The organism is Kitasatospora sp. NPDC059571, from assembly GCF_042735675.1.
In the GTDB taxonomy this organism is placed as follows: domain Bacteria; phylum Actinomycetota; class Actinomycetes; order Streptomycetales; family Streptomycetaceae; genus Kitasatospora.
The window spans coordinates 1-13,122 of sequence record NZ_JBHWBW010000196.1; the positions used below are offsets into that span (position 1 = coordinate 1).

1 protein-coding gene is annotated in these 13,122 nt (G+C 74.1%); it reads left to right on the forward strand.

What is annotated here, in order from left to right; all coding sequences use genetic code 11:
* The coding region (locus ACFV0G_RS21545) for a type I polyketide synthase (protein ID WP_380550090.1) at positions 1-13,122 on the forward strand (13,122 nt) is incomplete at both ends.

Consider the following 13,122-nt stretch of genomic DNA (forward strand, 5'->3'; position numbering starts at 1 on the left):
GTTCCGCCTCCTCGACTCCTGGGGCGTCCGTCCGGACTACCTGGCCGGCCACTCGATCGGCGAGCTGGCCGCGGCCCACGTCGCCGGTGTGTTCTCGCTGGCGGACGCGGCCGCGCTGGTCGCGGCCCGCGGCCGGCTGATGCAGGCACTGTCGCGCGGCGGCGCGATGGTCGCGGTGCAGGCCACCGAGAAGGAGGTGCTGCCGCTGCTCGTCGACGGTGCCGGCATCGCCGCCGTCAACGGGCCCGCCTCCGTGGTGGTCTCCGGCGCCGAGGACGCCGTCCGGGCGGTGCTCGCCGAGCTGGCGGGCCGCCGCACCAAGCGCCTGACGGTCAGCCACGCCTTCCACTCGCCGCTGATGGACGGCATGCTGGACGAGTTCCGCGCCGTCGCCGAGCAGATCACGTACCACGCGCCGCGGATACCGATCGCCTCCACCCTCACCGGTGCACTCGCCTCCACCGAGCTGACCGACCCCGCGTACTGGGTGCGGCACGTCCGCGAGACCGTCCGCTTCGCCGACGCCGTCCGGACCCTGGAGGGCCAGGGCGTCCGCACCTACCTGGAACTCGGCCCCGACGGGGTGCTCTCCGGGGCGGGCCAGGAGTGCGTCACCGAGGACGCCCTCTTCACCCCGGCCCTTCGCGCCGGACGCCCCGAGGCCCGCACCCTCACCACCGCCCTCACCCGGCTCCACCTGCGCGGCACCGCCGTCGACTGGCCGGCCGTCCTCTCCGGCCGGGGCGCCCGCCTCGTCGAGCTGCCCACCTACGCCTTCCAGCGTCAGTGGTACTGGCTGGAGAACCTGGCCGCCCCCGCGCCCGCCGCAGCCGCGGTCGACGCGGTGGACGCCCGCTTCTGGGAGGCGGTCGAGAGCGGCGACCTCGACGCGCTCTCCAGCACGCTCGACCTCAGCGGCGACCAGCCCCTCAGCTCGGTGCTGCCGGCCCTCTCCGCGTGGCGCCGCCGGAGCCGCGAGCAGGCCACCGTCGACGCCTGGCGCTACCGCGCCACCTGGAAGCCGGTCGGCGAGGCCGCCACCGCGCTGCCCGCCGGCGTCTGGCTGATCGCCGTCCCGGCCGGATCGGCCGAGGACGCCGCCGTGCTCGGCACGGTGCAGGCCCTCACCGAGCGCGGCGTGGACGCCCGCCGGATCGAGCCGGACGCCGCCACCGACCGCGCCGACCTGGCCGAGCTCGTCGCACAGGCCGTTGCCGACGGCACCGCCGTCGCGGGCGTCCTGTCACTGCTCGCCCTGGACGAGCGCCGGACCGACGGCGGCAAGGGCGGCGCATCGAACGGCCTGCTGCTCACCGCCCTGCTCGTCCAGGCGCTGGGTGATGCCGGTGTCGATGCGCCGCTGTGGTGTGTGACGCGTGGTGCGGTGGCGACGGGTCGTTCGGAGCGGGTGGCCGATCCGGTGCAGGCGCAGGTGTGGGGTCTGGGCCGGGTGGTGGCACTCGAACACCCCGAGCGGTGGGGTGGTCTGGTCGACCTGCCGGAGGTGCTCGACGGTCGGGTCCTTGCCCGGCTGGCGGGTGTGCTGGCCGGTGGTGAGGATCAGGTCGCGGTGCGGTCCTCGGGTGTGTTCGGGCGTCGTCTGGTGCGTGCGCCGCGTGGTGAGGGCTCGTCGTGGTCGCCGTCGGGGACGGTGCTGGTGACGGGTGGTACGGGTGCGCTGGGTGCGGAGGTGTCGCGTTGGCTGGCCCGGGGCGGTGCGGAGCATCTGGTGCTGACGAGTCGTCGGGGCCTGGACACGCCGGGTGCGGCCGAGCTGCGCGACGAGCTGACGGCGCTGGGCGCGACGGTGACGGTGGCGGCGTGTGATGTGGCCGACCGTGGGGCGCTGGCCGGACTGCTGGCCGAGTTCGAGCTGTCGGCGGTGTTCCACACGGCGGGTGTGCTGGACGACGGTGTGGTCGACGGTCTGACCGGGGAGCGGTTCGCGACCGTGGCTCGTCCGAAGGTGGAGGCGGCTCGGAATCTGCACGAGCTGACGGCCGGGCATGGCCTGTCGGCGTTCGTGCTGTTCTCCTCGATGGCGGGTTCGGTCGGCAGTGCCGGCCAGGGCAACTACGCCGCGGCCAACGCCTATCTCGACGCGCTCGCGGAGCAGCGCCGGGCGGACGGGCTGCCCGCCACCTCGATCGCCTGGGGCCCGTGGGCGCAGGGCGGCATGGCCGCCGACGGCACCGTCGAGCAGCGCCTGCACCGCGACGGCGTCCCGCCGATGGCCCCGGCCCTGGCGATGACCGCTCTCCGGCAGGCCGTCGAGCACGGCGACGGTGCCCTCACCGTGGTGGACATCGCCTGGGACCGCTTCCTGCCCGGCCTGACCGGCGTCCGCCCGAGCACGCTCTTCGACGAGATCCCCGAGGCCCGCCAGGTCGCGGCCGCCGCCACCGAGGCGTCCGGCGCCGCCGCGGTCAGCTCCTCGCAGGCCGGGCGCCTCGCCGGGCTCCCCGCCGCCGAACAGCAGCGCGTCATGCTCGACCTCGTCCGCACCACCGTCGCGGCCGTGCTCGCCCACTCCGGCACCGACCAGGTCGAGGCCGGCCGGGCGTTCAAGGAACTGGGCTTCGACTCGCTGACCGCCGTCGAGCTCCGCAACCGCCTGGCCGCCGCCACCGGGCTGCGCCTGCCGACCACCCTGGTCTTCGACTACCCGTCCGCGGCCGCGCTCGCCGACCACCTCCGTGCCGAGCTGGTGGGCCGCGAGCCCGCCGCCGTCGCCGAGGGCACCACCCGTACGGCGGCCGACGACGAGCCGATCGCGATCATCGGCATGAGCTGCCGCTTCCCCGGCGGTGTCTCCTCGCCCGAGCAGCTGTGGCAGCTCCTCGTCGACGGCGGCGACGCGATGTCCGGCCTGCCGACCGACCGCGGCTGGAACACCGACACCCTCTACGACCCGGACCCCGACCGGGTCGGCACGATCTACACCCGCGAGGGCGGCTTCCTGCACGAGGCGGCCGAATTCGACGCCGCGTTCTTCGGGATCTCGCCGCGTGAGGCGCTCGCCATGGACCCGCAGCAGCGCCTGCTGCTGGAGACCGCCTGGGAGGCGTTCGAGCGGGCGGGCATCGACCCGGCCACCGTGCGAGGCAGCCGCACCGGCGTCTTCGCCGGCACCAACGGGCAGGACTACCTCGCCCTGCTGATGAACTCGCCCGAGGAGCTCGAGGGCCACCTCGGCGTCGGCACGGCGGCGAGCGTCGTCTCCGGACGCCTCTCCTACACCTTCGGCCTGGAGGGCCCGGCGGTCACCGTCGACACGGCCTGCTCCTCCTCGCTGGTCGCCCTGCACCTCGCCGTCCAGGCGCTGCGCAACGGCGAGTGCACGCTCGCCCTCGCCGGCGGTGTCACCGTGATGGCCACCCCTGACACCTTCCTCGACTTCAGCCGCCAGCGCGGACTCGCGGCCGACGGCCGGTGCAAGGCGTTCTCCGCGGCCGCCGACGGCACGGCATGGGGCGAGGGTGCGGGCATGCTCCTCGTGGAGCGGCTGTCGGATGCGCGGCGCAACGGCCACCAGGTGCTGGCCGTCGTGCGCGGCAGTGCCGTCAACCAGGACGGCGCGTCCAACGGCCTCACGGCCCCGAACGGTCCGTCGCAGCAGCGGGTGATCCGTCAGGCGCTGGAGAGCGCCGGTCTGACGGCGGACCAGGTCGATGCGGTCGAGGCGCACGGCACGGGTACGCGACTCGGTGACCCGATCGAGGCGCAGGCGCTGCTCGCCACCTACGGCCAGGAGCGCCGGGACGGCCGCGCGCTGCTCCTCGGCTCGGTCAAGTCGAACATCGGGCACACCCAGGCTGCGGCCGGTGTTGCCGGTGTGATCAAGATGGTGCTTGCCATGCAGCACGGCGTCCTGCCGCGGACGCTGCACGTGGACGAGCCGACCCCGCACGTCGAATGGTCGGCCGGCGCCGTCGAGCTGCTCACCGACAACGTGGCCTGGCCGGAGACCGGTGCGCCGCGCCGCGCGGGTATCTCCTCGTTCGGGTTCAGCGGCACCAATGCGCACGCCGTGCTGGAGCAGGCTCCGGTGGTGGACGAGGCGCCGACGGCTGCGGCTGAGCTGCCGGTGGTGCCGGTGGTGCTGTCGGCGCGGAGTCCGGAGGCGCTGGCGGCGCAGGCTGCGGGGCTGGTGGCGCTGGTCGAGGGCGAGGGCGCGCCGGGTCTGCTGGATCTGGGCTTCTCGCTGGCGACCGGTCGGGCGGCGTTCGAGTACCGGGCGGGCTTCGCTGCGGCGGACCGTGCGGAGCTGCTGGCGGGGCTCGCCGGGGTGACCGGTGCCGAGGGTGCGGTGGCGGAGGGGCGGACGGCTTTCCTGTTCACCGGGCAGGGCAGTCAGCGGGCGGGGATGGGGGAGGAGCTGTACGCATCCTTCCGGGGCTTCGCGGATGCGTTCGATGCGGTCTGCGCCGAGCTGGACCCGCTGCTGGACCGCCCGCTGCGCGCGTCCCTGGCCGACCCGGAGCTGATCAACGGGACGGGTGTTGCCCAGCCGGCGCTGTTCGCGCTGGAGGTTGCGCTCTTCCGGCTGCTGGAGTCGTGGGGCCTGCGCCCGGATGTGCTGGCCGGGCACTCGATCGGTGAGCTTGCGGCGGCGCATGTCGCAGGGGTGATGTCGCTGGCGGACGCGGCGAAGCTGGTGGCTGCGCGCGGGCGCCTGATGCAGGCGCTGCCGAGCGGTGGTGCGATGGTGGCGGTGCAGGCGGGCGAGGCGGAGGTGCTGCCGCTGCTCACCGACGGTGTCGGCATCGCGGCGGTCAACGGGCCCACCTCCGTGGTGCTTTCGGGTGTCGAGGATGCGGTGCTGGCCGTGGTGGCGCAGTTGGAGCGCCGGAAGTCCAAGCGGTTGACGGTCAGCCATGCCTTCCACTCGCCGCTGATGGACGGCATGCTGGACGACTTCCGATCCGTCGCCGCCGAGGTGGCGTTTGCCGAGCCGCGGATCCCGGTCGTCTCCACCCTGACCGGGGCACTGGCCTCGACCGAGCTGACCGACCCCGAGTACTGGGTGCGCCACGTTCGTGAGGCCGTGCGCTTCGCCGACGCGGTCTCCGTCCTGGAGGCGGACGGTGTCCGTACCTTTGTCGAGCTGGGCCCGGACGGCGTCCTCTCCGCGATGGGCCAGGAGACCGCGGTCGAGGCCGCGTTCGTCCCCGTTCTGCGTGCCGGTCGTCCCGAGGCTCGCAGCCTGACCGCGGCTGTGGCTCAGGCGCATGTCCGCGGCCTCGCCGTCGACTGGCCGGCGGTCTTCGCCGGCACCGGCGCCCGCCGGGTCGACCTGCCCACCTACCCCTTCCAGCGGCAGCGGTTCTGGCCGCGGACGCCGGTCCTGGCCATCGGTGACGTGGCGTCGGTCGGGCTCGGTACGGCGGGACATCCGCTGCTGGGTGCGACCGTGGAGCTCCCGGAGTCGGACAGTGTGGTGTTCACGGGCCGGCTGTCGGTGCAGTCGCACCCGTGGCTGGCCGATCACGCGGTGATGGGTTCCGTGCTGCTGCCCGGTACGGCGTTCGTGGAGCTGGCGATCCGGGCCGGCGACCAGGTCGGTTGCGGCGTGCTGGAGGAGCTGACCCTGGAGGCGCCGCTGGTGCTGCCCGAGCGCGGTGGCGTTCAGCTGCGCCTGGCGCTGGCCGGCGTGGACGAGGCGGGCCGGCGGACGCTGAGCCTGCACTCCCGCCCGGAGGACGCCGCGGACGGTGAGCTCTGGACGCGGCATGCCACCGGTGTGCTCGCGCCCGGCAGCACGGCTGCCGCGCCCGCCTTCGATCTGGCCGAGTGGCCGCCGAACGGCGCGGTGCCGGTGCCGGTCGACGACCTGTACGAGCGCCTGGCTGCGGCCGGGTTCGGCTACGGGCCGGTGTTCCAGGGCCTGCGCGCCGCCTGGCGGCACGACGGCGAGACGTACGCCGAGATCCGGCTGCCGGAGAGCGCCCACGAGGACGCCGAGCAGTACGGACTGCACCCGGCGCTGCTCGACGCCGCGCTGCACGCCCTCGGCCTGGACATTGCGGAGGGCGGGGCCGCGGACGGTCCCCGGCGGGCCCGCATCCCGTTCTCCTGGAACGGCGTCACCCTCTACGCCGCCGGTGCGACCGCCCTGCGCCTGCGCCTCTCTGAGGCCGGGCAGGACACGGCCTCGCTGCTGCTGGCGGACGAGACCGGCCGCCCGGTGGCCGCGGTGGAGACCCTGGTCTCCCGCGAGGTCTCGGAGGACCAGGTGCGCAGTGCGCGCGGTGGCTTCGTCGAGTCGCTGTACCGGGTGGAGTGGACGGCGTTGCCGGTGTCCCAGGCGCCGGCGGGCCGGTGGGCGGTGCTCGGTGGCGGTGGTTTCGGTGCGGAGCCGTTCGTGGATCTGGCGGCGCTGGGTGCGGCGGTCGACGGCGGCCTGGCCGTTCCGGATGCGGTGTTCCTGGCGCTGGAGCCGGTCGATGCGGCCGAGGAGACGGCCGCGGCCGTGCGCGAGGCCCTGCACGGGGTGCTCGCGACTGTGCAGGAGTGGCTGGCGGACGAGCGGTTCGCGGCTGCGCGGCTGGTCCTGGTGACCCGCGGGGCGGTCGGCGCCGAGGTCGAGGATCTGGTGCACGCCCCGGTCTGGGGCCTGGTGCGTTCGGCCCAGGGGGAGAACCCCGACCGTCTCGTCCTGCTGGACCTCGACGGCGGCGACTTCTCCCGTGAGGCGCTCTCCGCAGCGCTGGCGGCCGGCGAGCCGGAACTCGCCGTACGCGGCGGTGCGATCCAGGTGCCGCGCCTGGCCCGGGCGCAGGCGTCCCCGGAGGAGGCCGCCCCGGTCTTCGGTCCGTCCGGCACCGTCCTGGTGACGGGTGCGTCGGGTCTGCTGGGCGGGCTGGTGGCCCGTCACCTGGTGGCCGAGCACGGGGTGCGGAGCCTGCTGCTGGTCTCCCGGCGTGGTGTTGAGGCGCCGGGCGCGGCGGAGCTGGTCGCCGAGCTGACGGAGGCCGGTGCCGCCGTCACGACGGCCGCGTGCGACGTGGCGGATCGGGACGCGCTGGGCGCGCTGCTCGCCGGCCACGAGCTCTCGGGTGTCGTCCACACGGCCGGCGTCCTTGACGACGGCATCGTCACCGCGCTCACCCCCGAGCGGATCGACACCGTTCTCCGCCCGAAGGTCGATGCTGCGCTCGCCCTGCACGAGCTGACCGCCGACCACCCGCTCACCGCCTTCGTCCTCTTCTCCTCCGCCGCGGGCACCCTCAGCAGCCCCGGCCAGGGCAACTACGCGGCCGCGAACGTCTTCCTCGACGCCCTCGCCGCCCGCCGCCGCGCCGCGGGACTGCCCGCCACCTCACTCGCCTGGGGCCCGTGGGCCGACAGCAGTGGCATGGTCGGCAGCCTCGACGCGGTGGATGTTCAGCGGATGAGCCGCGGCGGGATCCACGGCCTCGGCTCGGCCGAGGGCCTCGCGCTGCTGGACGCGGCCACTGCCACCGGCGGCGCTGCACTCGTCCCGATGCGTCTGGACCTGGCGGCCCTGCGTGCCCAGGCCGCGGCCGGCACCCTGCCCGCCCTGCTGCGGGGCCTGGTCCGGGTCCCGACCCGGCGGGCCGCCCGCGCCGGGGCGTCGGCGGGCGGCTCCGACCTGGTCGTCCGCCTGCTGGCCCAGCCGTCCACCGCCGACCGGGAGGAGACCCTGCTCGGCCTGGTCCGCGCCCGGGTCGCCGCCGTGCTCGGCTACGCCGACGCGGGTGCGGTGGAGTCCGCGCGGGCGTTCAAGGAGCTGGGCTTCGACTCGCTGACCGCCGTTGAGCTGCGCAACGAACTCAACGGGGCGACCGGCCTGCGCCTGCCCGCCACCCTGGTCTTCGACTACCCGACGCCGGGCGCTCTCGCCTCCTTCCTGCTCGCCGAACTCCTCGGCGACGACGCGGACGAGCACGCCACCGCGGCCGGCGCGGGCGCCGCCCGGCCGGTGGCGGCCGCGAACGACGAGCCGATCGCGATCGTCGGCATGGCCTGCCGCTACCCGGGTGGGGTCGAATCGCCCGAGGACCTGTGGCGCCTGGTCCTCGGTGCCGGTGACGCGATCTCCGGCTTCCCGACCGGTCGCGGCTGGGACCTCGACGGCCTCTACCACCCGGACCCGGACCACCAGGGCACCACCTACGCCCGTGAGGGCGGCTTCCTGCACGACGCAGGCCTGTTCGACCCGGAGTTCTTCGGCATCTCGCCGCGCGAGGCCCTCGCCATGGACCCGCAGCAGCGCCTGCTGCTGGAGACTTCGTGGGAGGCCGTGGAACGGGCCGGCATCGACCCGGCGACGCTGCGCGGCAGCCGGACCGGCGTCTTCGCCGGCGTGATGTACCACGACTACGCCACCGGGATCGGCGAACTCCCCGAGGGTGTGGAGGGTTACCTCGGCACCGGCGTCTCGGGCAGCATCGCCTCCGGTCGGGTCGCCTACACGTTCGGGCTGGAGGGTCCGGCGGTCACGGTCGACACCGCCTGCTCGTCGTCGCTGGTGGCCCTGCACTGGGCGGTCCAGGCGCTGCGCCAGGGCGAGTGCACGATGGCGCTGGCCGGCGGTGTCACCGTGATGGCGACGCCCGAGACCTTCGTCGACTTCAGCCGCCAGCGCGGCCTGTCGGCCGACGGCCGGTGCAAGGCATTCTCGGCGGACGCCGACGGCACCGGTTGGGGCGAAGGCGTCGGCATGCTGCTCGTGGAGCGTCTCTCCGACGCCCGCCGCAACGGCCACCAGGTTCTGGCGGTCGTGCGCGGCTCCGCCGTCAACCAGGACGGTGCGTCGAACGGCCTCACCGCGCCGAACGGTCCGTCGCAGCAGCGGGTGATTCGTCAGGCGCTGGCGAATGCCGGTCTGGCGTCGGATCAGGTCGATGCGGTGGAGGCGCACGGTACGGGTACGACGCTGGGTGACCCGATCGAGGCGCAGGCGCTGCTGAACACCTACGGGCGTGAGCGTTCGGCCGAGCAGCCGTTGTGGCTGGGTTCGCTGAAGTCGAACATCGGCCACACGCAGGCCGCCGCAGGTGTGGGCGGGATCATCAAGATGGTGATGGCGATGCGGCACGGTGTGCTGCCGCAGACGCTGCACGTGAGTGAGCCGTCCGCGAAGATCGACTGGTCGGCGGGTGCGGTGGAGCTGCTGACCGAGCGGCGGGCCTGGCCGGAGACCGGCCGTCCGCGTCGTGCGGCGGTGTCCTCCTTCGGCATCAGCGGCACCAACGCCCACACCATCCTCGAGTACGCGCCGGAGGCGGTCGAGCCTTCGACCGCCGCCGATGACGAGAGCCCGGCCGTGCCGCTGGTGCTGTCGGCGAAGAACGAGAAGGCCCTCCAGGGCCAGGCGGCCCGCCTGCTGGCCCTCCTGAACGAGCAGCCAGGCCTCGACCTGGCCGACCTGGGTCACTCGCTGGTGGCGTCGCGGGCGGCGTTCGAGCACCGGGCGGTGGTGGTGGGGGGCGACCGTGCCGGTGCCGTGGCGGGGCTGGAGGCGCTGGCGGCGGACCTACCGGGTGCGGTCCGGGGTGTCAGCGGCTCGGCGGGTCGAGTGGCGTTCGTCTTCCCGGGTCAGGGCTCGCAGTGGGCCGCGATGGCGGTTGAACTACTCGACTCCTCGGCGGTGTTCGCCGGTCGGATGGCGGAGTGCGGAGCGGTGTTGGCGCCGTTCGCGGACGGCTGGTCGCTGCTCGACGTCGTCCGGGGCGTCGACGGCGATGCCTGGATGGACCGCGTGGACATCGTGCAGCCGGTGCTGTGGGCGGTGATGGTCTCGCTCGCGGAGGTGTGGCGGGCGGCCGGTGTCGAGCCGGGCGTGGTGGTCGGTCATTCGCAGGGTGAGATCGCGGCTGCGGTGGTGGCGGGTGTGCTGACGCTGGAGGACGGCGCACGCGTGGTGGCCCTGCGCAGTCGGGCGATCGCCGGTGGGCTGGCGGGTCTGGGCGGCATGGTGTCGGTTGCCCTGCCGGTGGAGCAGGTGCGTGAGCGGATCGGCAATGACGCCCGGGTCTCGGTGGCGGCGGTGAACGGCCCGTCCGCGGTCGTGGTCTCCGGTGAGCCGGCCGCGCTGGAGGAGCTGCTGGCCTCCTGCGAGGCCGACGGCATCCGGGCCCGCCGCATCCCGGTGGACTACGCCTCGCACTCCGCGCAGGTGGAGTCGATCCGTACGGAGCTGCTGGAGGTGCTCGGGGAGGTCCGGCCGCAGGCCGGATCGGTGCCGGTGTTCTCCACCGTGACCGGCGAGCTGGTCGACGGCTCCGGCATGGACGCCGAGTACTGGTACACCAACCTCCGTACCACCGTCCGTTTCGCCGAGGCGGTGGACACCCTTCTCGCGGACGGCTTCGGCACGTTCATCGAGGTCAGCGCCCACCCGGTGCTCGCGATGGCGGTGCAGGACGCTGCGGAGGCGGCCGGTCGGAGTGCGGCGGCCTTCGGGACGCTGCGCCGTGGTGAGGGCGGCCCGGAGAGGCTGTTCGCCTCGTTCGCCGAGGCGCACGTCCGCGGGCTGAAGGTCGACTGGCCGGGTATGCTGGCCGGTCGCGGCGCTCGGACGGTCGAACTCCCGACCTACGCCTTCCAGCGCGAGAAGTACTGGCTCGAGTCGGTCAGTTCGGTGGCGGTTGCCAGGACGCCGGTCGATGCCGTGGACGCCCGCTTCTGGGAGGCCGTCGAGAGCGGAGACGTCGACGCACTGTCGGTGGCCCTGGAACTCGACGCCGACCGCCCGCTGAGCGAGGTCCTCCCGGCCCTCTCCGCCTGGCGCCGCCAGAACCGCGACCGGAACACCGTCGACGGCTGGCGCTACCGGGACAGTTGGAAGCCGGTGGCCGATCTCGGCTCCGGCGTGCCGTCCGGCATCTGGCTCGTGGCCGTGCCGGCCGGCGGCGGAGACGACGGCGTCGTCGCTGCCGTCGAGGGCATGTTCGCCGCACGCGGGGTGGAGGTGCGCCGGTACGAGCTGGACGGCGCCGCCGCCGACCGCTCCTCGGTGGCCGAGGAGTTGCAGGCACTCCTTGCGGACGGTGCCCGGTTCTCCGGTGTGGTCTCGCTGCTTGCGGCGGGCAGTCCGGTGGCGACGCTGACGCTGGTGCAGGCGCTGGGTGATGCCGGTGTCGATGCGCCGCTGTGGTGTGTGACGCGTGGTGCGGTGGCGACGGGCCGGTCGGAGCGGGTGGCCGATCCGGTGCAGGCACAGGTGTGGGGTCTGGGCCGGGTGGTGGCACTCGAACACCCCGAGCGGTGGGGCGGTCTCATCGACCTGCCGGAGGTGCTCGACGACCGCCTGCTGGGCCGCCTGGCCGCCGTGCTGGCCGACGGTGGCGAGGACGAGCTCGCGGTCCGTGCGTCGGGTGTGTTCGCGCGTCGTCTGGTGCGTGCGCCGCGTGGTGAGGGCTCGTCGTGGTCGCCGTCGGGGACGGTGCTGGTGACGGGTGGTACGGGTGCGCTGGGTGCGGAGGTGTCGCGTTGGCTGGCCCGGGGCGGTGCGGAGCATCTGGTGCTGACGAGTCGTCGGGGCCTGGATGCGCCGGGTGCGGCCGAGCTGCGGGACGAGCTGTCCGAGCTCGGTGTCGCGGTGACGGTGGCGGCGTGTGATGTGGCCGACCGCGAGGCGCTGGCGGCGCTGTTGGCGGAGTTCGAGCTGTCGGCGGTGTTCCACACGGCGGGTGTGCTGGACGACGGTGTGGTCGACGGTCTGACCGGGGAGCGGTTCGCGTCGGTGGCTCGTCCGAAGGTTGAGGCGGCTCGGAATCTGCACGAGCTGACGGCCGGGCATGGCCTGTCGGCGTTCGTGCTGTTCTCCTCGATGGCGGGTTCGGTCGGCAGTGCCGGCCAGGGCAACTACGCCGCGGCCAACGCCTATCTCGACGCGCTCGCGGAGCAGCGCCGGGCGGACGGGCTGCCCGCCACCTCGATCGCCTGGGGTGCCTGGGCCGAGGCCGGGCTCGCCACCGAGGAGGTTATTGCCGATCGGCTGCGCCGTGACGGTGTCGTCGGTATGGCCCCCGCGCTGGCGATCTCGGCCCTGCAGCACGCGCTCGACCAGGGCGACATCGCCCTGACCGTCGCGGACATCGTCTGGGAGCGGCTGGCCGCCGAGTTCGAGGCCGTTCGTCCGGGCCGGCTCTTCGCCGAGATTCCCGAGGTCCGGGAGCTGAACGCCGCGGCTGGGGCCGGGCAGTCGACTGCCTCCCCGACCGCAGGCGGCTCCTCGCTGGGGCAGCGCCTCGCCGGACTGTCGTCCGCCGAGCGCAACCGCGCCGTGCTGGACGTCGTCCGGGGCCAGGTGGCTGCCGTCCTCGGCTATGCCGGGGCGGAGGCGGTGGAGGCGGGCCGGGCGTTCAAGGAGCTGGGCTTCGACTCGCTGACCGCCGTTGACCTGCGCAACCGGCTCAACGCGGCGACGGGGCTGCGCCTGCCGGCGACGCTGGTCTTCGACTACCCGTCGGCCGCCGCCCTCGCCGACCACCTCACCACCGAACTGCTCGGCCTCCAGCCGTCACTCCCGGCGCCCTCCACCGTCGTGACGGCCGTGGACGACGATCCGATCGCCATCGTGGCGATGGCCTGCCGTTTCCCGGGCGGGGTCCGCTCGCCGGAGGAGCTGTGGCAGCTGCTCGTGGCCGGCGGTGACGCGGTGGTCGACTTCCCGACCGACCGCGGCTGGGACCTGGACTCGCTCTTCGACGACGACCCCGACAAGCTGGGCAAGGTCTACACCCGCAAGGGCGCGTTCCTGCAGGACGCCACCCGCTTCGACGCCGCGTTCTTCGGCATCTCGCCGCGCGAGGCGACCGCCATGGACCCGCAGCAGCGCCTGCTGCTGGAGACCTCCTGGGAGGCCTTCGAGCGGGCGGGCATCGACCCGGCCTCGCTCCGCGGCAGCCAGGCCGGAGTCTTCGTCGGCACCAACGGCCAGGACTACATCTCCCTCCTCACCGAGGGCCAGGAAGGTGCCGAGGGGCACCGGCTGACCGGTACGGCGACGAGCGTCATCTCCGGCCGTCTCTCCTACACCTTCGGTCTTGAGGGGCCGGCGGTGTCGGTGGACACGGCGTGCTCGGCGTCGCTGGTGGCGCTGCACCTGGCGGTGCAGGCGCTGCGCAACGGTGAGTGCGATCTTGCGCT